This window comes from Stenotrophomonas sp. CS3K5, assembly GCF_059515225.1.
Genome location: NZ_JCAKRX010000015.1, coordinates 13,719 through 35,445 on the forward strand (window position 1 = coordinate 13,719; position 21,727 = coordinate 35,445).

General features: G+C 68.1%; 17 protein-coding genes. 11 read left to right on the forward strand and 6 right to left on the reverse strand.

Going from position 1 to position 21,727, the window contains the following annotated elements:
- Positions 1 to 28 precede the first annotated feature (28 nt).
- The 8 genes from AC5YGJ_RS18320 to AC5YGJ_RS18355 all read left to right on the forward strand — a co-directional run bounded on the left by AC5YGJ_RS18320 (position 29) and on the right by AC5YGJ_RS18355 (position 12,046).
- A complete protein-coding gene (locus tag AC5YGJ_RS18320; RefSeq protein ID WP_496187352.1) occupies positions 29 to 3,151 on the forward strand; it encodes an efflux RND transporter permease subunit in 3,123 nt (1,040 codons plus the stop codon).
- 329 nt (positions 3,152 to 3,480) lie between these two features.
- Positions 3,481 to 5,550: a TonB-dependent siderophore receptor gene (locus AC5YGJ_RS18325; RefSeq protein WP_496187353.1), complete on the forward strand. Its 2,070-nt coding sequence runs from the start codon at positions 3,481 to 3,483 to the stop codon at positions 5,548 to 5,550.
- A gap of 183 nt (positions 5,551 to 5,733) precedes the next feature.
- A complete protein-coding gene (yccS, locus tag AC5YGJ_RS18330; protein ID WP_496187354.1) occupies positions 5,734 to 7,911 on the forward strand; it encodes a YccS family putative transporter in 2,178 nt (725 codons plus the stop codon).
- A 121-nt stretch (positions 7,912 to 8,032) separates the two neighbouring features.
- Positions 8,033 to 8,827, forward strand: coding sequence for an SDR family NAD(P)-dependent oxidoreductase (locus AC5YGJ_RS18335; RefSeq protein ID WP_309338712.1), 795 nt, complete (start codon positions 8,033 to 8,035; stop codon positions 8,825 to 8,827).
- An 81-nt stretch (positions 8,828 to 8,908) separates the two neighbouring features.
- Positions 8,909 to 10,798, forward strand: coding sequence for an MFS transporter (locus AC5YGJ_RS18340; protein WP_249842660.1), 1,890 nt, complete (start codon positions 8,909 to 8,911; stop codon positions 10,796 to 10,798).
- A gap of 175 nt (positions 10,799 to 10,973) precedes the next feature.
- Positions 10,974 to 11,261, forward strand: coding sequence for a CD225/dispanin family protein (locus tag AC5YGJ_RS18345; protein WP_057497552.1), 288 nt, complete (start codon positions 10,974 to 10,976; stop codon positions 11,259 to 11,261).
- Between the two features lie 34 nt (positions 11,262 to 11,295).
- Entirely contained in the window at positions 11,296 to 11,577 is a 282-nt protein-coding gene (locus tag AC5YGJ_RS18350; RefSeq protein ID WP_107233261.1) for a CD225/dispanin family protein, read from the forward strand.
- 43 nt (positions 11,578 to 11,620) lie between these two features.
- Complete coding sequence (locus tag AC5YGJ_RS18355) at positions 11,621 to 12,046, forward strand: DUF2752 domain-containing protein (RefSeq protein ID WP_107233262.1); 426 nt, start codon at positions 11,621 to 11,623, stop codon at positions 12,044 to 12,046.
- A gap of 396 nt (positions 12,047 to 12,442) precedes the next feature.
- Here the strand turns inward: AC5YGJ_RS18355 and ampE are convergent, their stop codons facing one another.
- From ampE to AC5YGJ_RS18380, 5 genes are all read right to left on the reverse strand, one after another.
- Positions 12,443 to 13,330: a regulatory signaling modulator protein AmpE gene (gene ampE / locus AC5YGJ_RS18360; protein WP_249842658.1), complete on the reverse strand. Its 888-nt coding sequence runs from the start codon at positions 13,328 to 13,330 to the stop codon at positions 12,443 to 12,445.
- A gap of 145 nt (positions 13,331 to 13,475) precedes the next feature.
- Positions 13,476 to 14,381, reverse strand: a complete 906-nt coding sequence (gene nudC, locus AC5YGJ_RS18365; RefSeq protein WP_496187355.1) for an NAD(+) diphosphatase — start codon at positions 14,379 to 14,381, stop codon at positions 13,476 to 13,478.
- A 108-nt stretch (positions 14,382 to 14,489) separates the two neighbouring features.
- Complete coding sequence (erpA, locus tag AC5YGJ_RS18370) at positions 14,490 to 14,882, reverse strand: iron-sulfur cluster insertion protein ErpA (protein ID WP_057497547.1); 393 nt, start codon at positions 14,880 to 14,882, stop codon at positions 14,490 to 14,492.
- 31 nt (positions 14,883 to 14,913) lie between these two features.
- Positions 14,914 to 15,378: a bactofilin family protein gene (locus AC5YGJ_RS18375; RefSeq protein WP_249842656.1), complete on the reverse strand. Its 465-nt coding sequence runs from the start codon at positions 15,376 to 15,378 to the stop codon at positions 14,914 to 14,916.
- 4 nt (positions 15,379 to 15,382) lie between these two features.
- Positions 15,383 to 16,126, reverse strand: a complete 744-nt coding sequence (locus AC5YGJ_RS18380) for a DUF6776 family protein (protein ID WP_496187356.1) — start codon at positions 16,124 to 16,126, stop codon at positions 15,383 to 15,385.
- Positions 16,127 to 16,305: 179 nt separating this feature from the next.
- Between AC5YGJ_RS18380 and AC5YGJ_RS18385 the strand changes: the two genes are divergently transcribed.
- From AC5YGJ_RS18385 to AC5YGJ_RS18395, 3 genes are read left to right on the forward strand one after another with little or no spacing between them, the layout of a single operon-like run.
- Complete coding sequence (locus AC5YGJ_RS18385) at positions 16,306 to 16,923, forward strand: DUF4126 domain-containing protein (RefSeq protein ID WP_496187357.1); 618 nt, start codon at positions 16,306 to 16,308, stop codon at positions 16,921 to 16,923.
- Between the two features lie 44 nt (positions 16,924 to 16,967).
- A complete protein-coding gene (locus AC5YGJ_RS18390) occupies positions 16,968 to 18,845 on the forward strand; it encodes an EAL domain-containing protein (protein WP_496187358.1) in 1,878 nt (625 codons plus the stop codon).
- 1 nt (position 18,846) lies between these two features.
- Entirely contained in the window at positions 18,847 to 21,060 is a 2,214-nt protein-coding gene (locus tag AC5YGJ_RS18395) for an ATP-binding protein (protein WP_496187359.1), read from the forward strand.
- 77 nt (positions 21,061 to 21,137) lie between these two features.
- On the opposite strand, the gene bfr is transcribed toward AC5YGJ_RS18395, so the two are convergent.
- Entirely contained in the window at positions 21,138 to 21,608 is a 471-nt protein-coding gene (gene bfr / locus AC5YGJ_RS18400; protein WP_005414691.1) for a bacterioferritin, read from the reverse strand.
- Positions 21,609 to 21,727 lie beyond the last annotated feature (119 nt).

Genomic DNA, 21,727 nt, shown 5'->3' on the forward strand with positions numbered 1-21,727 from the left:
ACGCCCGGCTGCTGCGGGGGGCCGCACGATGAACCTGTCCGGTCCCTTCATCCGCCGCCCGATCGGCACCGCGCTGCTGGCCATCGGCCTGTTCATGGTTGGCCTGATCTGCTATCTGCGCCTGGGCGTGTCGGCGCTGCCGAACATCGAGATCCCGGTGATCTTCGTGCACGCCAGCCAGTCCGGCGCGGACGCGGCGACCATGGCCAGCACGGTCACCGCGCCGCTGGAACGCCACCTCGGCCAGCTGCCGGGCATCGACCGCATGCGCTCGTCGAGCTCGGAAGGCAGCTCGCTGGTATTCATGATCTTCCAGAGCGGCCACAACATCGATTCGGCCGCACTGGACGTACAGACCGCGATCAACTCGGCGCAGGCCGACCTGCCTTCGGGCATGGGCTCGCCGATGTACCAGAAGGCGAACCCGAACGACGACCCGGTGATCGCCATCGCGCTGACCTCGCAGACGCAGTCGGCCGACGAGCTGTACAACGTGGCCGATTCGCTGCTGGCCCAGCGTATCCGCCAGATCAGCGGCGTCGCCTCGGTCGACATCGCCGGCGCCTCGACGCCGGCCGTGCGCGTGGACGTCAACCTGCGCCTGATGAACGCGCTGGGGCTGACCGCCGACGATCTGCGCAATGCAGTGCGCGCGGCCAACGTCACCTCGCCCACCGGCTTCCTCAGCGACGGCAACACCACCACCGCGATCATCGCCAACGACTCGGTGGCGCGCGCCGCCGACTTCGCCGAGCTGGTGGTCAAGACCCAGGGCGATGGCCGGGTGATCCGCCTGAAGGACATCGCCAACGTCTACGACGGCCAGCAGGACGCCTACCAGGCGGCGTGGTTCGACCACAAACCGGCGGTGGTGATGTACGTGTTCACCCGTGCCGGCGCCAACATCGTGGAGACCGTGGACCGGGTCAAGGCGCAGATTCCGACCCTGCGCGACTACCTGCAGCCGGGCACCACGATGACGCCGTACTTCGACCGTACGCCGACCATCCGCTCGTCGCTGCATGAAGTGCAGATCACCCTGCTGATCAGCCTGGCGATGGTGGTGCTGACCATGGCGCTGTTCCTGCGCCGGCTGGCACCGACGCTGATCGCCGCGGTGACCGTACCGCTGTCGCTGGCCGGTGCCGCGCTGGTGATGTACGTGATGGGTTTCACCCTGAACAACCTGAGCCTGCTGGCGCTGGTGATCGCGATTGGTTTTGTGGTCGACGATGCGATCGTGGTGATCGAGAACATCATGCGCCACCTCGACGAGGGCATGCCGCGCATGCAGGCGGCGGTGACCGGTGCACGCGAGATCGGCTTCACCATCGTTTCGATCACCGCCTCGCTGGTGGCGGTGTTCATCCCGCTGCTGTTCGCCAGCGGCATGATGGGCGCGTTCTTCCGCGAATTCACCGTCACCCTGGTGGCGGCGATCGTGGTGTCGATGATCGTCTCGCTGACATTGACCCCGGCGCTGTGCAGCCGCTTCCTCAGCGCCCACGATCACGCTGCACCGCCGTCGCGCTTCGGCCGCTGGCTCGATGCCGGCCACGAACGCATGCTGCGCGTGTACACCGTGTTCCTGGACTTCTCGCTGCGCCATGCGCTGCTGATGTCGCTGACCCCGCTGATCCTGATCGGCGTCACCGTGTTCCTGTTCGGTGCGGTGAAGAAGGGGGCATTCCCGCCGCAGGACACCGGCCTGATCTGGGGCCGCGCCAACTCCAGCGCCACCGTGTCTTTCGAAGACATGGTCGCCCGCCAGCGCCGCATCACCGACATGCTGATGGCCGACCCGGCGGTGAAGACCGTGGGCGTGCGCCTGGGCAGTGGCCGCCAGGGCTCCAGCGCGCAGTTCAACATCGAGCTGAAGTCGCGCAGCGACGGCCGCCGCGAAACCACCGCGCATGCGCTGGCTCGGCTCAGTGCCAAGGCCGACCGCTACCCCGACCTGCAGCTGCGCCTGCGCGCGATCCAGGATCTGCCCAGCAACGATGGCGGCGGTTCCAGCCAGGGCGCGCAGTACCGCATTTCCCTGCAGGGCAACGACCTGGCCGCATTGCAGGAATGGCTGCCCAAGCTGCAGGCGGAACTGAAGAAGAACCCGAAGCTGCGCGACGTCGGCACCGATGTGGACAACGCCGGCCTGCGCCAGAACATCCAGATCGACCGCGCCAAGGCCGCGCGGCTGGGCATCACCGTCGGCGCCATCGACGGCGCACTGTACGGCGCGTTCGGCCAGCGCCAGATCTCGACCATCTACTCGGATATCAACCAGTACAGCGTGGTGGTCAACGCCCTGCCCTCGCAGACCGCCACCCCGGCAGCGCTGGACGAGGTGTACGTGCGTGCGCGCAACGGCGACATGGTGCCGATCACCGCGGTGGCCACCCAGGTTCCGGGCCTGGCACCGTCGCAGATCACCCACGAAAACCAGTACACGACGATGGACCTGAGCTACAACCTGGCCCCCGACGTGAGCATGGGCGAGGCCAAGGCGATCATCGATGCGACCGTGGCCGGCATGCGCATGCCGGGCGACATCCGCCTGGCCGACGATGCTGGCTTCGGCTTCAACTCCGACCCCAGCGACATGCTGATCCTGGTGCTGGCGGCGATCCTGACCGTGTACCTGGTGCTGGGCATGCTCTACGAGAGCCTGATCCACCCGGTCACCATCCTGTCGACACTGCCGGCGGCGGGGGTGGGCGCGCTGCTGGCCCTGTTCGGTACCAACACCGAGCTGTCGGTGATCTCGATGATCGCGCTGGTGCTGCTGATCGGCATCGTCAAGAAGAACGCGATCATGATGATCGACTTCGCGCTGGTGGCACAGCGCGAGCACGGCCTGGCACCACGCGATGCCGCGCGCGAAGCGAGCATCGTGCGCTTCCGCCCGATCATGATGACCACGATGGTGGCGATCCTGGCGGCGGTGCCGCTGGCGATCGGCCTGGGCGAAGGCTCTGAGCTGCGGCGCCCACTGGGCATCGCGATGATCGGTGGCCTGCTGTTCTCGCAGAGCCTGACCCTGCTCAGCACGCCGGCGCTGTACGTGATCTTCTCCTGCCTGGCCGAGCGCTGGCGGGCACGGCGCGCGCGCAGGCGCGAAGCGAAGCTGCTCAAGCGCGCGCAGCTTCGGTAGCGCCGGCCGCTGGCCGGCTTTGCCGACGCCCACGCCATGGGGTGGATCTGCCAGCCAGCGGCCGGCACTACCGTGGATACGGTCGGTGGATGTGGTTGGTGGATGTGATCGATGGGAGTTGGTGGGTGCGGACCGCTGGTCCGCACTCTGCACGCCGACAGGTTTGACGCGCCCCAGCGAAAAGAGAACAATCCGCATCCAGCCATGGTCCTGCGCCCGCGAGCGGCGCCCCGCTGCCACCTCCTGCCAGCCTGCGTGATCCCAGCCACCGACCTTTCCCCCACGTGTGGGCGGATGGCCCGTGGCCGTCCGCCGAGGATCAGCCCACCATGTCCCTGCATCCGCTGTGCCGCCCGGCCCTGCTTGCCGTTTCCCTGTCCGTGGCCTGCGCCGCACAGGCCCAGTCCGCTCCCGAACGCAGCGCCCGCAGCCGCAGCGCCACCGAGCTGGATGCGGTCAAGGTCACCGCCGAACGCACCCATGCCGAAACCGGCGCCCTCGGCGATCGCGCCCTGCGCGATACGCCGTTCGCCATCACCGCAGTGGGCCGTGAGCAGATCGAGCAACGCCAGGTGGTGTCGTTGGGCGAAGCGTTCGCGCTCGACCCGTCGGTGACCACCCAGGTCAGTGCCTACGCCAGTGGCTGGAGCTCGCCGATCCGCAACCGTGGCATCGACCTGAACTTTGACAGCTATCGGGTCAACGGCCTGCAGGTGTCTTCGTGGGGCACCGAGTGGCCGCTGGAAGTGATGGAACAGGTCGAGCTGCTGAAGGGACCCGCCGGCTTCCTGTACGGCTTCGGTGCCCCCGGCGGCCTCGTCAACTACGTGACCAGGAAGCCGACCGACAGCCCCACGTTCTCGGCGCAGCTGGGCTGGCGCGAGCAGGGCATCATCAGTGGCGGCATCGATGCCGGCGGCCGCTTCGGCAACGAGCAGATGTTCGGCTACCGCTTCAATGCGTACCGGGAAAAGGGCGAAACCTTCAACGGTGGCCAGGTCGACCGCAAGGTCGGTGCGCTGTCGCTGGACGCGCGCCTGAGCGATGCGCTCACCTGGACCTTCGACGGCGTGTTCCAGGCCCGTGACCTCAGCGGCGAAGCGCCGCAGTATTACTTCCGCGGCCTGACCTCGGTACCGTGGCCGATCGCCGGCGACATCGACAACGGCGTTCCCGGCACCTACTACGACACCCGCTCCAGCCTGCTCTCGACCGCGCTGGACTGGCAGATCAACAGCGCCTGGAAGGCCAGTCTCAGCTATGGCGTCACCACCTCCTGGAATGACGTCAACAAGATCTTCGCCTACATCGACTCGCCCAACGGTGACTACGACGTCAATGTCTACGAGCTGGGCGGCAAGAGCGGGTGGAAGCTGGCACAGGCGCAGGTCCAGGGCAGCTTCCGCACCGGCAGGCTCGCGCACCAGCTGGTGGCAGGGCTCAGTCACCAGACCGGGCTGGGCTGGGACCGCCCGTACGAATGGAACCTGATCGGCCGCGCCAACCTCTACCAGCGTTCGCCACTGCGCCACGATGCAGTGGGCTCGCGGGTGATGAGCCGTGGCGATGAAACCGTGCAGACGGCCGTGTTCGCCAGCGACACCGTCGACCTCGGCGGCGGTTGGTCGCTGCTGGCCGGCTGGCGCTACAACGACTACGAAACCAAGGGCCGCTACCACACCTATCCGGTGACCCCGACCTACGCGCTGATGTTCAAGCCGCGCGAGGACGTGACCTTGTACGCCAGCTACATCGAATCGCTTGAAGCCGGCAGCCGCGTCGGCACCGGCTACATCAATGCCGGCGACGTGCTGGACCCGACCCTCAGCAAGCAGTACGAGATCGGCGCCAAGGTGGAGGCGTCGCGCTGGAACGCCAACGTGGCCGCGTTCCGGCTGGAGCGTGGCGCCACCATCGATGCGCTCACCCCCGCCGGCAAGCGCCTGGTGCAGGACGGCATCACCCTGTACGAAGGCGTCGAGGCCAGCGCCGACCTGCACCTGACCGACACACTGACCGTCGGCGGCGGCGTGACCTGGCTGGACCCGACCTACGATCGCCTGTCACCGGACAGCGCGTCGCAGGAAGGCAACCGCACCGCCGGCGCTGCCCGCTGGAACGGCGTGCTGCATGCCACCTACCAGCTGCCGTGGCTGGATGGGCTGGAAACCTACGCGGTGGCGCGCTACTACGGCGATGTCTGGTACGACGCCGACAACACCCTCAAGCTGCCCGACTACACCCTGGTCAACGCGGGCGTGGGCTATCGCCTGCTGGCCTCCGGCCATCCGGTCGTGCTTCGCGCCAGCGTGGAGAACCTGGCCAACCGCCGCTACTGGTCCAACGCCGGCATCGGCCTGCCACGCACCCTGGCTCTGAGCGTGCGCTGGGAGATGTAACCCAACCTCGGTAGCGCCGGGCCGTGCCCGACGGTTTTGCCTGTCCGCCGCGCATGGCGCGGCGCTACCGGATTCGGTGGGTGCGGATCGTTGGTCCGCACATCGGTCGGTATATCAATCCGCACCCCCCCCATTTCACGCGCCCCCCGCAATAATGGTGGGAGATCCTTCCGCCGAGCCTGCATGTCCACCCGCCAATCCCGCCTCAGCCGCCTGTGGGCCCACGAAAAGGCCAGTTATGGCCTGCGCGTGTTCATCGCCCTGAGCGCGGCGATGGCGGTGTGCTGGCAGCTGGATGCGCTCACGGCGCTGCCCGGCGTGTTCCTCGGCATCATCGCCAGCGCCATCGCCGAGACCGACGACAACGCGTGGGGCAGGACCAAGGCCGTGGCACTGTCACTGCTGTGTTTCTGCATCGCCGCGGCCTCGGTCATCTGGCTGTTCCCGTGGCCGTGGATCTTCATCGGCGCGCTGGCGCTGTCCACCTTCGGCCTGACCCTGCTGGGTGCGCTCGGCGAGCGCTATGCGTCCATTGCCCAGGCCACGGTGACGCTGGCCATCTACACCATGATCGGCCTGGAGCAGCATGGTGCCAGCGACCTGCACACTGCGCTGGAGGCGGTCAGCCACCTGCTGGCCGGTGCGCTCTGGTACGGCCTGCTGTCGATCCTGTGGACCGCGCTGTTTGCCAACCGACCGGTGCGCGAACGCGTGGCGCGGCTGTACCAGGAACTGGGTCGCTACCTGCAGTTGAAGGCCGCCCTGTTCGAGCCGGTGCGCGAGACGGACCTGCAGCGCCGCCAGCTCGACCTGGCCGAGCAGAACCGGCGCGTGGTCGGTGCATTGAACGAAGCGAAAGCTGCGATCCTGGCCCGCTTCGGCCGCTCCGGCCGACCCGGCGTGAACTCCGGCCTGTACCTGCGGCTGTACTACATGGCGCAGGATTTCCACGAGCGCGCCAGCTCCTCGCACTACCCGTATGGCGCGCTGGTCGATGCCTTCTTCCACAGCGACGTGCTGTACCGCTGCCAGCGCCTGCTCGACCTGCAGGGCCAGGCCTGCACGCGGCTGGGCGAGGCGATCCGGCTGCGCCGTCCGTTCGTGTATGGCCAGAGCAACCAGCAGGCCGGGCGCGATCTGGCCGATGCGCTGGCTTACCTGCGTGACCAGCAGCGCCCGCAGTGGCAACGCCTGCTCGGTTCGCTGGACCTGCTGGTGCACAACCTGCGCAGCATCGAGCGCCGCCTGCTCGATGCCGAGCGCTCCGAGGCCAGCCTCGACAACGTCGATACGCGGCTGCGCGACAGCAACCCGCACACGCTGGGAGAGATGGGCGTGCGCCTGCGCCAGCAGCTCACGCCCGGGTCGGTGCTGTTCCGCCACGGCCTGCGCATGGCGCTGGCGCTGATCGTCGGTTTCGCAGCGATCCGCCTGTTCAATGCACAGAACGGCTCGTGGGTGCTGCTGACCATCGTGTTCGTGTGCCGGCCCAACTTCGGCGCCACGCGGCAGCGCCTGGCCCAGCGCATCGTCGGCACCCTGGCCGGCCTGGTGCTCACCTGGGCGTTGCTGCAACTGTTCCCACAGCTGCATGTGCAGTTGCTGATCGCGCTGCTGTCGGCGTTGCTGTTCTTCTTCACCCGGACCGACCGCTACCTGGTGGCGTCGGCGGCGATCACGGTGATGGCACTGACCTGCTTCAACCTGATCGGCGACGGCTTCGTGCTGATCGTGCCGCGCATGGTCGATACCCTGCTGGGCTGTGCGATCGCCGCCGCCGCCGCGTTCCTGGTCCTGCCCGACTGGCAAGGCCGCCAGCTGCATCGGGTGCTGGCACGCGTGCTGGAGACCGCCGCCCGCTATCTCGAATCGGTGCTGGGCCAGTACCGCAGCGGCATGCGCGACGACCTCGCCTACCGCGTCGCCCGCCGCGACATGCACAATGCCGACGCCGCGCTGTCCACCGCGTTGTCGAACATGCTGCGCGAGCCTGGGCATGTGCGTCGCAATCTGGATGCCGGCTTCCATTTCCTGGCCTTGTCCAACACCTTGCTCGGCCACCTGTCGGCCCTCGGCGCACACCGCGACCAGGTCGACAGCTATGCCGGTGATCCGCTGGCGCTGGCCGCCGGCGAGCGCGTGCGCAAGGCGCTGCAGCAGCTGGCGGGCGCCCTCACTGCACGCCAGCCGGTGACCGAGGATGACAATGATGCCGACCGCGCGGTGGCCGCCGAACTGGAACAGATCGACGACGCGATGCCGCCGAAGCTGCAGCTGATCCGCACGCAGATGGCGCTGGTGCTGCGCCTGCTGCCGAAGCTGCGGGCAGCGGCCAATGAGGCGGTGCGTACGCTCACCTGACAACGTGCCGCCGGGCATGGCCCGGCGCTACCAGCGACGCAACAGCGCGTTGCGCCTGACGCTGCAGCCCGATCACGCAGCCGCGCGGATACTGGGTGACCCCTGCTCACGGATTCCCGCCATGAAGATCGAACTCAGCGGCCGCACCGCGCTGGTCACCGCCTCCACCGCCGGCATCGGGCTGGCCATCGCGCAGGGCCTGGCCGGCGCCGGTGCGCGGATCATCCTCAACGGCCGCAGCGCCGACAGCGTCGAACGCGCACGCCTGCAGCTGCTCGCCGCTGTTCCGGGGGCCGAGGTGATCGGCGTCGCCGCGGACCTGTCCGATGCGGCCGGCGTCGACACGCTGCTGGCCGGCCTGCCCAGGGTCGATATCCTGGTCAACAATGCCGGCATCTTCGGGCCGGAGGATTTCTTCGAGACCGACGACGCCACCTGGGACCGCTACTGGCAGACCAACGTGATGTCCGGCGTGCGCCTGTCGCGTGCCCTGCTGCCCGCGATGGTCGCGGCCGGCTGGGGCCGCGTGCTGTTCATTTCCTCCGAATCGGCACGCAACATCCCGGCCGACATGATCCACTACGGCGTCAGCAAGACTGCGCAGCTGTCGCTGTCGCGCGGCCTGGCCAAACGCGTGGCCGGCAGTGGCGTCACCGTCAACGCGGTACTGCCCGGCCCGACCCTCTCCGATGGTTTCGCCGCGATGTTCGAAGATGAACGCCAGCGCAGTGGCAAGCCGCTGGAGCAGATCGGCCGCGAGTTCGTGATGGAACATCGCCCGACCTCGGTCCTGCAGCGGGCCACCACGGTCGAGGAGGTGGCCAACATGGTGGTGTACCTGGCTTCGGTGCAGGCCTCGGCCACCTCCGGTGCGGCGCTGCGCGTGGACGGCGGCGTGGTCGACGATATCGTCTGAGGTTTCCAGGTGTGCGGACCAACGGTCCGCACCCACAGCGGATGGGCAGGAATGCTAGGCTGCGCCGGTCAAGGAGGCTCCATGTCCGGTCACAACCAGTTTGCCCTGCTGCGCCAGCGCCGTTTCCTGCCGTTCTTCGTCGTACAGGCGCTTGGGGCGTTCAACGACAATGTGTACCGGCAGGCCATCATCAGCATGCTGCTGTTCATGGCCGTTCCGGAAGAGGAACTGGGCCTGTACGCCACGCTGGCACCGGCCATCTTCATCCTGCCGTACTTCCTGTTCTCGGCTCTGGCCGGGCAGATCGCCGACAAACTGGAAAAATCGCGGCTGATCGTGATCACCACCACCATGGAGATCGTGATCATGTCGCTGGCCGCCACCGGCTTCCTGATCCAGAGCCTGCCGGTGTTGCTGGTCGCGCTGTTCTGCACCGGCATGCAGTCGACCCTGTTCGGCCCGGTGAAGTACTCGGTGCTGCCCTCGGTGCTCAAGCCTGAAGAACTGACCGGCGGCAACGGCCTGGTCGAGATGGGCACCTCGATGTCGATCCTCTCCGGCATGATCGTCGGCGGCCTGGTGTTCACGGTGGCCGGCAGCCACGGCACGGTGGTGGCGGCATGCGCGATCATCGCGCTGGCGGTCTGCGGCAACATCGCCGCGCGGCTGATTCCCAAGGTCGATGCCGGCGACCCGAATCTGAAGATCAACTGGAACCCGCTGCCCGAATCGCTGGCGGTCCTGCGCATGGCGCGCCAGCAGAAGGCCGTGCGCAACGCGATCCTGGGCGTGTCCTGGTTCTGGTTCGTCGGCACCGTGCTGACCTCGCAGCTGCCGGCGTACGCGGTCGCCAACCTTGGTGGCGAACCGACCCTGTACATCTTCGCACTGGCCCTGTTCTCGGTCGGCACCGGGGTCGGCTCGCTGCTGTGCGAGAAGCTGTCGGCGCGCACCGTGGAAATCGGCCTGGTGCCGCTGGGCGCGTTCGGCATGACCGCGTTCCTGCTGGATCTGTACTTCGCCCGCAGCGGCGAGGCGACTGCGCACGGGTTGACCATCGGCACGTTCCTGCAGCAGCCGGGGAGCCTGCGCATCGTCATCGATCTTGTCGGTATCGGCCTGTTCACCGGCATCTTCGTGGTGCCGCTGTTCGCGCTGATCCAGAGCCGCACGCCGAAGGCACAGATGTCGCGCGTGTTCGCCGCGCTGAACATCCAGAACTCAGGCTTCATCGTGGCCGCCGCGCTGTTGTCGCTGGCCGCGCATAAGCTGCTGCACTGGACCATTCCGCAGCAGTTCCTGGCACTGGCCATCGCCAATGCCGTGGTGGCGATCTACATCTTCACCATCGTCCCCGAATTCCTGATGCGCTTCCTCAGCTGGTTGATGGTGCGCACCCTGTACCGGCTGCGCCCGCACGGCATCGAGGCCAACGTGCCCGACGAAGGCGCTGCACTGCTGGTCTGCAACCACGTCAGCTACATGGATGCGTTGATCCTGTCGGCGACGATCCCGCGTCCGGTACGGTTCGTCATGTACTACCGGATCTTCAACATCCCGGTGATGCGCTGGATCTTCCGCACCGCCAAGGCGATCCCGATTGCCGGTGCGCGCGAAGACCCGGCACTGATGCAGCGCGCGTTCGACGAGATCGATGCGGCGCTGGCCGAGGGCGAGCTGGTCTGCATCTTCCCCGAAGGCGCGTTGACCAGGGATGGCGCGATGGCGCCGTTCAAGTCCGGCGTCGAGAAGATCCTCGAACGGCGGCCGGTGCCGGTGGTGCCGATGGCGCTGCAGGGCATGTGGTCGAGCATGTGGAGCCGGCGCGACAGCCGCCTGGGCCGCATGCGCGTGCCACGCCGCTTCCGCGCCACCATCGACGTGGTGGCCGCGCCGGCCGTGGACGGCCATCGCACCGACGCCGCCACCCTGGAAGCCCAGGTCCGCGCCCTGCGTGGCGATCACGCCTGACGCAGCAGTCCGGGCTCACACAAGCCCCTGGCATACGCCACCGTCAAGTGCAGGTGGCGCCATGTCGCCGATGTAAACGCATACATGCAACGCCGGTTGCGGTAGATTACGCACCCACAGGGGGGAGGTTGGCCACGTTCACCGGGGTCCAGCCACCAAGGAATGGAGTCTTGCTTTGAATCAACCACCACCGCTCAGCCGTCCGGTCTACATCCCCAACCATCTGGTCTGGGCGATCCTGACGACGCTGTTCTGTTGCCTGCCGCTGGGCGTGGTGTCGATCGTCTATGCCTCCCAGGTCGATGGCCGCCGCGCGGCCGGCGATCTTCCCGGCGCCTACGATGCGTCGCGCAAGGCAGGCTGGTGGGCCGTGGCTTCGGCCGTGGCGCTGCCGGTCCTGTTGCTGTTGTGGTTCGGGCTGTTCGGCGGCTTGGCTGTGCTGGGCGCTCTTTCCGACCATTGATTCACCACCACCACCCATCAAGGAGCTTGAACCCATGAACACCGCTACTCCGCAGGTCCCGAACAATCTGGTCTGGGCAATCCTGTCCACCCTGTTCTGCTGCCTGCCGGCGGGCATCGTGTCGATCGTCTACGCCGCCCAGGTCAACGGCAAGCTGGCCGCAGGCGACGTCGCCGGTGCCCAGGATTCGGCCGCCAAGGCCAAGAAGTGGGCCATCTGGTCGGCCATCGCCGCCGTCGTGGTGGGCGTGCTGTACGGCATCCTCATCGTGGCTGTCGGCGGCATGGGCGCCATGAGCGGCGGCAGCAGCTACTGATGCCTCCGGACGGATCCGGCGCCCGCGCCGGATCCGTTGCCACATGTCAGCCCGTCCTGCCCATTCCCGCTTCGCCCGCTGGGCGCCGCTGCTGGCCGCCACCGGTCTGGCCGCAGGTGCTGCGGTCGTGCTGCGCCACGTCAATCCATATGTTGCCGGCAACCCGTTGCCGAGCTGCCCGCTGTACGCGCTGACCGGGCTGTATTGCCCGGGCTGTGGCAGCACCCGCTGCCTGTATTCACTGGTCCACTTCGACCTGCCCGGCGCAATGGCGATGAACCCGCTGCTGGTCGTCAGCCTGCCCTTCCTGCTGCTGATGCTGCTCAATGCCGCTGGCTTCCGCCCTCGCCTGCTCGACCCGCTGATGCGGGTGCTGGCCAACCCCACCTTCTGGCTGTGGCTGCTGCCCGGCTATGCGCTGCTGCGCAACCTGCCGTGGGCGCCGTTCACCGCGCTGGCACCGATCTAGGTTTCCGGCCAACGGCGCGGCCCCTCGTGGTGGCGCGACATCTGAAGGTGGAAGCCTGGGGGTTGGCCGGGCGCGTCCACCACGGAAAAGAAAGAGAAGATCAGAAGCGGATCGCTTCGCTCGCATCCACGCATGGCGTGGATCTACCGTGTCGACCAAGGTCGACACCTACCGAAAATCTCAGTTGACCCGCCGTCACCGGGAAACTGTCGGGGGTGGGGCGGTGTGGGGCTGCAGGACCGTTGGCGCCATGGATGGCGCCATCGAGCCCCCATGGATGGGTTTACGGCGTGTCCTGCAGCCCCACACCGCCCCGCCCAACCCTCAGCAATCCAGAGCCGCTTTGGCTTTGGCTTCAGCCTCTGCAGGTGCAGGGCTGCAAGCCCTGCAAAGCACCTACGTCACCCAGCCTGCAATCACCAGCAGGGCCAGCACGGCCAGCCACAGCAGCAGCATCCGCCACACCAGACTCATCGCATCACGCAGTTCCGGCAGGCGCTGCCACACCGGCAACAAGCCCGCTTCGGTGTAATCGTGCGCGTCCTCGCGCAGTTCGGCGTTGACGCTGGCGCGTGCCACCGCGCCGAGGAAGGCGATGCCTCCGGCCAGACGCTCGCCGTGCGCCTGCCGCCACGCTTTCCACGCCGTATCGAAATTGCCGACCAGCGCCATCGAGAACGCCATCAGCTGCGCCACCGGCCACTCGATCCAGCCCAGCAGCCGCTGCGCCACTGCCAGCGGCTCGGCCGGAACACGAGCGCGCATCGGGCTTTCCGCCATCAGCGCCAGCAATCGATAGCCCAGGGCACCGGCCGGGCCAAGCAACAGGAACCAGAACAGCACCGCAAACCAGCGCCGCAGTGCATTGAGCACGGTGGCTTCCACCAGCGACGGTACGTCCTCGCGCAGGCTGCCGCCGGCGGCCTGCAGGTTGCGCATGGCCGCCTGCCGGGTCGCCGCATCATCGGCATCGATGACCGCCTCGATATCGCGATCCAGGTCGCGCGGGCCCCAGCACCACGCCAGCACCACCACCCCCAGCAGCAGCGACGGCAGCCCGAACAGCACCCCGCGCAGCAGCCATGCCAGCAACGCCATCAACAGCAGTGGCGGCAGCAAGGCAAGGGCGACACCTGCCGGTCCATGCCAGGCCTTGCCACCGCGCCCGTCCAGCCAGCCCAGCCAACGCCGGAAGCCATCGAAGCGACGCAGCGAAGCGGCAGCGGCCGGAGCGACATGGCCCAGGGCCAGTGCAACCAGCACGGCGGCCAGAGTGGTGAACATGGCAGGTCTCCCTACAAAACAGAACGCGTGGCGCCGCTACCTTACCTGTCGCAGCCGCCGCTTCACGGATGGCCCGCACTGTAACCCGGGCCGTGTTCAGGTGGCGGCAATACCGGGCCGTTGCACGCCCGCTGGCCGCCTGCCGTCACGCCTTCTGCTGGTGGTACCAGTGCTCGATCAGACCACGCGAAATCGAGATCGGCGGTGACAGGCGGATGCCCTGTCCGTCGTCATGGGCATCACGCGCCAGCGCAGCGCCCACCTCTTCGGCACTGAACCAGCGCGCATCTTCCAGCTCACCATCCACCGTCGGCAGGTCGTCCTGGGCCTGTGCACGGAAGCCGACCATCAGCGCGCCGGGGAACGGCCACGGCTGCGAACCGAGGTACTGGCAGGCGGTCACCCGCACCTTGCTCTCCTCGTGGACTTCGCGCACCACGGTCTGCTCGAAGGTCTCGCCCGGTTCGACGAAGCCGGCCAGCACTGAGTAGCGGCGCGGCGCCCAGTTCGACTGGCGGCCGAGCAGCAGGCGGCCCTGGTTTTCCACCGCCACGATCACGGCGGGATCGACACGCGGGTAGTGCTCGGTGGAGCACTGCGCGCAACGGCCCACGAAACCGCCGCGTGCAAACGCCACGGCGCCGCCGCACACACCACAGAAGCGGGTGCGCGCGTGCCAGTAGGACATGCCGCGCGCGTAGCTGAAGGCGGTTGCATCGGCCATCGGCCACAGCAACGCGGCCTGCCGCAGGTCGAGGCGACGCGGTGCAGCGACGGTTACATTGGCGGCTTCGACCGAAAACCAGGCCTGTTCGCCGCGCAGGCCGAGGAAGATCGCGGCACCGGGGCCACCGCCGATATCGGCGCCGGTCACCGCCAGCGGTTGATCGTCATCGTCGGTGAAGGCGCTGCCGTCATGGTCGAGAACAAGGATGCGCGCGCCCGGCCACAGGCGCGCCAGTGCTTCGGCATCGTCGCGCAGGGCATCGGCGCGCTCCAGCGGTTCGCCCACGAAGGCGAAACCGGAAAGCGGCGAAGGAGTATTGGGCATCCGCCAAGCGTGCCGCCAATCGCTGCAGGTGGCAAGCCGCAGGCTTTGCGTGGGTGTGGAGCTTGCTCCACACACCTTGTGGCGCAGGACGCAGGCCCCGCGCCCCGCCTACATGCTGAAGCTGCTGCCGCAGCCGCAGGTGGTCTTGGCATTCGGGTTGCGGATCACGAACTGGGCACCGGTCAGGCTCTCGGTGTAGTCCACCTCGGCGCCCATCAGGTACTGCAGGCTCAGCGGGTCCACCAGCAGGGTCACCCCGCTGGTCTGCACCGCCAGATCATCGTCGGCCCGGTTCTCGTCGAACTCGAACCCGTACTGGAAGCCCGAACAGCCGCCCCCTTCGATGTACACGCGCAGGGCCAGGTCGGGGTTGCCCTCTTCCTGGATCAGGGATCTGACCTTGGCGGCCGCCGACTCGGTGAAGTTCAGCGGGCGCTCCAGCGACTGGTAATCGGGCGCGGCGGCCGGGGTGGCGCCGGGCAGGGAGACTAGCGTGCTCATGGCGTCAGCATGGGGGCGCCGACGATGGCTTTCAAGCCATCGCCTCGGCCAGCTTGCGGCGCGCGGCGGTGTCGCCCTTGCCCGCATTGGCCTCATCGCCGTCCGGGGCCGGCAGCGCCGCCATCGGGGCGCTGGCATGGATCAGGCGGCCGTTCAGCTGGGCGCCCGCATTCATTTCCACCACCTGGTAATGGACGTTGCCGTTGACCCGCGCGCTCGGCGTCAGTTCAACCTTCTCGGTGGCGTGCACATCGCCGTCCAGGCGGCCACTGATGACCACCACCTGGGCACGGATCTCGCCTTCGATCACGCCGTGCTCGGCCACCGTCAGGGTCGCGCCACTGGCGCCCTCGGCGGCGATCACCTTGCCGTGGATGCGGCCTTCCACATACAGGCCACCACTGAATTCCACATCGCCGCGGATCACCACCTGGTTGCCGATCAGGGCGTCGACCACCAGCTGGCCATCACGGTTGGATTTGCTGTTCCCGAACATCTGCCTACTCCCCTTTGCTGGCCGGCGCACCGGCCTGTTTCCAGTCGAATACCTGGGTGGTACCCCCCGTACCACTCCCCAATGTCACCCGCACGCGTTGCGGGGTGAAGTCAGCCGGCAGCATGACGCTGCCGGTGATCTGCTGGAAGTACCGGAACGAGTATTCCTGCCCCGGTACCTTGCTGCGCTGGTGCAGATCATCCCAGCTGATCGTGGCCAGCTTGCCGTTCTTCACGCCTTCCACGGTGAAGCGCATCTGCCCCTGGCTGATGGCACCGCGGTTGAGGTTCTGGGTCAGCACGGCGGTGTACTGCCAGGTGCCGGCGGTCTCCGGGCTGAACTCGATGGAATGGGTATTCAACCCCTTGCGCTGGCTGGTCGAGCCGACCAGGCGCTCGTAGAAGGCGACGTCGGCACGCAGGCCGGCGATTTCCTCATCACGCTCGGCCAGCGAGGACTGCACCTCGGTATTGGCGGCGCGGCTGATGCGGTCGGAGGCTTCCAGCGTGGCCTGCTTCTGGCGCAGCTCGGTCAGTTGCCCTTGCAGCGTCTCGGCGCGCTTCTCGGCAGCCTGCAGGCGCTGGCCCTGGGCATCGCGCGGGGTAGCCAGCCAGCAGCCACCGAGGACCGCCAGCACCAGGCTGAGCAGCCAGATGCCGCCGATCACCAGCAGCCGGCGACGGTCGGTGGGGGGCTGCGAGGCACCCGGCAGGCGCACCTGCACGCGCATGGGTGGGCGGTTGTTCATGGGTGGATTCCGGGGCATCGCCAGGGCGACACCGGTACGGCCCCTGTGGCAAACGACGGGCTAGTGTATGACAGGACGGGTGGGTTTCCTGCGCAGTGGCCCGCCACGGTCTGTGGCGTTCAGCCACGCCATCGCCGATAGTGTGGCCCCCTGCACAGTTCCGTCGCCGGAGCACCGCCATGACCGAAGCCCACCTGTTCGTGATCGGCATCCTGCTGGCCTGGCTGGCCGGCATCCGCGTCTACCTCACCGTGTTCGGCGTCGGCCTGGCCGGCCTGCTCGGCTGGGTCGACCTGCCGCCCGCCCTGCAGGCCACCGAATCGTGGTGGGTGCTGGGCACGTCCGCGGCACTGGCGATCACCGAATTCTTTGCCGACAAGATCCCTGGCGTGGACTCGGCCTGGGACCTGGTGCAGACCCTGGCACGCGTGCCGGCCGGTGCCTTCCTCGCCGCCGCCACGCTGTCGCCGGATGGGCAGCTGGGAACCGGCGCGCTCGCTGCCGGCGCCGGCGTGGCGTTGGCCAGCCATGGCCTGAAGGCGGGCACCCGCGCCCTGCTCAACACCTCGCCGGAACCGGCCAGCAACTGGGTGGCCTCCGCCGCCGAGGACACCGTGGTGATCGGCGGCCTGGCGTTGGCGCTGGCGCACCCGTGGATCGCGCTGGTGGTGGTGCTGGCCTGCAGCCTGGCCGGTGCACTGGCGGTGTGGCTGGTCTGGCGCGCCCTGTGGAAAGGCATGCGCTGGCTGGCACGCGGCGGCTCGGCGTCGGTCACAAGGCCATCCGGCAGCGGCTGATCACCAAGCTTGTCGCATAATGGACGCGAACACCAGGAGCACCGATGGCCGCAAACGAATCCCCCGCGGGCGCCCGCCCGGGACGCGCTGAAACCCCGCCGGCCGACCACTGGCAGCGCTGGGCACACCTGGTGACGGCTCCGGTGATGGCAACACCGCCGCCTCCGGCCAGCCCGGCGGCAACGGCTCCGCCCCCGCTCGTGCCCCCGGCGCTGCCTGGCGCGGCGGTGCTGGCCGACGCCGGCAACTCGGACCCGGCTCCGCCACCTGCGGACTCGCCCTATCGCGTGCTGATCGTCGAGGACGACCGTGCCCAGGCTCTGTTCGCGCAGAGCGTGCTGCACGGCGCCGGCATGCAGGCGATCGTGCACAGCGATGCCGACGGCGCGCTGCAGGCCATCAAGGAACACCATCCCGACCTGATCCTGATGGACCTGCACCTGCCGGGGCTGGATGGCATGCGGCTGACCGCCCTGATCCGCCAGCAACCTGGCCTGCAACTGCTGCCGATCGTGTTCCTCAGCGGCGACCCGGATCCGGAGCGCCAGTTCGAAGTGCTCGACAGTGGCGCCGATGACTACCTGAGCAAGCCGATCCGGCCCCGTCACCTGATCGCGGCCGTGGCCAACCGCATCCGCCGTGCGCGTGCGCAGGCCGCGACGCTGCCGGGGGTGGGCGGTGCGCCGGCCACCAGCAATCCGGAAACCGGCCTGCCGACGCGCCACCATGTGCTGCAGCAGCTCAATGCCGCGCTCGCCCACCGCGACGCGGGCGGTGTGTTCTTCATCGAGGTGGCCAGCGCCCTCGGGCTGCGCGAGCGCTACGGCTACGCCGCCTTCGAGCGGCTGATGGTGCAGGCCGGGCAACGTCTGGCCGAGGCCGGCGAACCGCATCTGCTGGCCCGCCTGAACGACAACAGCTTCCTGCTGCTGGCCCGCAATGCCGGCGAAGACTCGCTGGAAGGCATCGCCGCGACCCTTCGCGAACAGCTCTCGGCGCGCGCCTTCGTGATCCGCGATGACGAGTCGGTGCACCTGCGTGGCGTGGTCGGATATGCGCCGTTGTCGCCGGGCTTCGACGACGCCAGCAGCGCGCTGGAAGCGGTGGAAAGAACCACCCTGCAGGCGCGCCTGCTCAGCGCAGGCGTGGCCGGCCACGTGCATCGCCAGGCCGTGACCGAGCAGGAGCACCTGGCCCTGCTGGAAGGCCAGCTGGAACTGGCCTACCAGCCGATCGTCGCCGTGGCCGGTGGCAATACCGCGCAGTACCAGCTGCTGCTGCGCCTGCGCCAGGCCGATGGCACGGTGCTGGCCGCCGGCCAGGTGATTCCGGCGGCCGAAGCGGCCGGCCGCATCGCCGACCTCGACCAGCAGGTGATGGACCATGCGCTGGGCCTGCTGGACCTGTACCGGCATGCCACCCAGCCGCTGAACCTGTTCGTTTCGCAGTCGCTGCGCACCCTGCAGCGCGATGCCTTCGGCGACTGGCTGCTGGAATCGCTGCAGCAGCGCGATCTGCCCGGCAGCGCGCTGGTGATCGACGTGCGCCTGCCCGACGCGCTGATCCACACCGTGCCGTTGCAGCAGTTCTGCCAGCGCATGGCCAGTGCCGGCGTACGTTTCTGCCTGAGCCAGTTCGAGCCCGGCGCCGACGCCGACGCGCTGCTGACCCAGCTGCCGCTGTCGTTCGTGCGCATGGCCGCGCGCTTTTCCAGCAGCCATTCCAACCCGGCCACGCGCGAGGAACTGCGCCGGGCGATCGAACAGGCGCACGCTGCCGGGTTGCAGATCATCGGCCAGCAGATCGAAGACCCGCAGGCCGCCGCGGCGATGTGGGTCGGCGGTGTCGACTACATCCAGGGCAACATGGTGCAGTCGGCCGGCAGCGATCTGAACTTCGACTTCCACAACGCGGTGCTCTGAGGTGCCGCTGTGGGCGGCGCTGCTGGTGGCTCTGGCGGTGGTGGCCTGCGCGCTGCTGCTGTCGAGCCTGCGCCTGCGTGCGCAACGGCATGCGCTGAGCGCGCTGCAGCGCGGGCATGACGCACTGCTTGGCGAGCGCGACCAGCTGCGGCGGACCACCGAGCGCCAGGGCCAGCTGGAGCAGCAGCTGCTGCAGGCCAAGCAGGCAGCCGAGGCGGCGGTGCTGGCCAAGGGCGAATTCCTGGCCACGATGAGCCACGAAATCCGCACCCCGCTCAACGGCATCCTGCCGATGCTGGAGCTGATCGCACGCGGGCCGCTGGGCGATGACCAGCGGCAGATGCTGGCCACCGCGTCGGCCAGCTCGCAACAGCTGCTGCGCATCGTCGACGACATCCTCGATTACTCACGGCTGGAAGCACAGGCACTGGAACTGGAGATCACCAGCTTCAACCTGCGCGATCTGCTCGACGGCGTGGTGCAGCTGATGCAGCGGGCCGCCGACAACAAGGGCCTGGTACTGGCGTTGCAGCTGGACCCGTCGGTACGCCTGCCGGTGCGCGGTGATCCGGTGCGTCTGCGCCAGGTGCTGAGCAATCTGCTGGCCAACGCCATCAAGTTCACCGCACGCGGCCAGGTGCAGCTGCGCGTGCTGCGCCTGGGCGAAGCGGCCGCGCAGCATCAGCTGCGCTTCGAGATCATCGACACCGGCATCGGCATCGATGCGGCATTGCAGGCCCGCCTGTTCCAGTCCTTCAGCCAGGCCGACGCCTCGACCACCCGCATCTATGGCGGAACCGGCCTGGGCCTGGCCATCTGCAAGCGCATCATCGACCTGATGCAGGGCCGCATCGGCGTGCAGTCCACGCCCGGCCAGGGTGCCACGTTCTGGTTCGAGATTCCGCTGCTGAAGGTGCCCGGCGACCTGCCTGCGATGGCACGCACCCCGGCCCTGCTGCTGTTCAGTACCGATGCGATGCTGCAGGCGCGCGTGCAGCGCATCGCGGCCCATCACGGTCTGCAGGTACAGGTGCTCGCGCAGCTGGATGCCGTGGTCGAGCGCCTGCGGGCAGCCCCCGGCCCCGGGCAGCTGGCACCGGCCTGGCTGCTGGCCGATGCACGTGCCCGTCGCAATGGCGGGGCCACGCTGCAGCAGGTCGTGGCCGAACGTGGCGAGGATGACACCCTGCAACTACTGTGGCTGCAGGACGAGGCCATGCCGGCGCGCGCCCGCCAGCACCGGCTGCCCACCGACTTCGAAGACGCCGCCCTGCATGCACTGCTGGGCGCTCCGGTAGCCCACGCACGGCCCTCTGCCCTGCTGGCCAGTGCCGAAGCCCTGCCGGCGGCGGCGGCGCTGGCGCCGCTGCATCTGCGCGTGCTGCTGGTGGAGGACAACACGGTCAACCGGATGGTCGCCGAGCAACTGCTGCGCGTGTTCCAGTGCGATGTCCGCCATGCCGCCGATGGTGAGCAGGCGCTTGCTGTGCTGCGCGAAGGCGGCTCGGACGTGGTCCTGATGGATTGCCAGATGCCGGTACTTGACGGCTATGCCGCCACACGCCGCTGGCGCGCCGAGGAAGCCGAGGCCGGGCGCACGCGCCTGCCGATCATCGCGATGACCGCCAATGCCATGGCCGGCGACAGGGAGCGCTGCCTGCAGGCCGGCATGGACGACTACCTGTCCAAGCCGATCGCGCGCACCGCGTTGCATGCGCTGCTGCAGCGCTGGGCCGGGGGCAAACCTGCGTCACTGCCCCTGCCTGCTGTAGAGCCGAGCCATGCTCGGCTGACGGACCCTTGCAGTCGCACCCCATCAACCGGGCATGGCTCGGCTCCGCAGGATCCAGGAAAGCAGGCGGCGCCGCAGCAACCGGTGCTCGACCGCGATGTGCTGGACGAACTGCACGCGGTGATCGGCGACGCGGCCACCCGGATCGTTACGGTCTTTCTTGAAGATGCGCCGGCGATGGTGCAGCAGTTGCAGCTGGCCGCCCAGAACGGCGATGAATCGCGCCTGCAGGCCGTCGCGCACAGCCTGAAATCATCCAGTGCGAATGTGGGTGCGCTGTCGCTGTCGGCGGTTGCTGCACGCATCGAGCATGAAGCACGCAGTGGCAGCCTGAAGCGCCCCGCCGTGGCGGTCGCGCTGCTGGTGGCCGAATTCGCCCGTGCGCGGGTGGCGCTGACGGGCTATCTGGCGCAGCACCGGTAACCGGTAGCGTCGAGCTTGCTCGACGCCAGGGAATCATCGTTCGAGCAAGCTCGACGCTACGCGGATCCGGCGTCAGGTCACTCTTCCAGCTTGCTCAGCAGGTACTTCGGCTCGCCGATGCGCTCGATCAGGTCAAGCTGGGTTTCCAGCCAGTCGATGTGCTCCTCTTCCGAATCGAGGATCTTCACGAACAGCTGGCGGCTGACGTAATCGCCCACCGAATCGGCATACGCCACGGCCTCGCGCAGGGTGACCACACCGTCGCGTTCCAGCGACAGATCGCACTGCAGGATCTCGGTCGGGTTCTCGCCGATGCGCAGCTTGCCCAGCGCCTGGAAGTTCGGCAGGCCTTCGAGGAACAGGATGCGGTCGGCAAGCATGTCGGCATGCTTCATCTCGTCGATCGATTCCTTGTACTCATGCTCGGCCAGTTCCTTGATGCCCCAGTTCTTGAGCATCTTGGCGTGCAGGAAGTACTGGTTGATCGCGGTCAGCTCGTTGTAGAGGACCTTGTTGAGGAATTCGATGACCTTGGTGTCGCCCTTCATGGCGGTGCTCCTGCGCGCTGAAAACGCGGGCACTTTAACCCCTTGGGCGCAGGCGTGAAGGAACGCGAATCGTGCGCATTGGCCAGTACGGCCAGCGGTGAGCCGGATGTGGGCGTGGC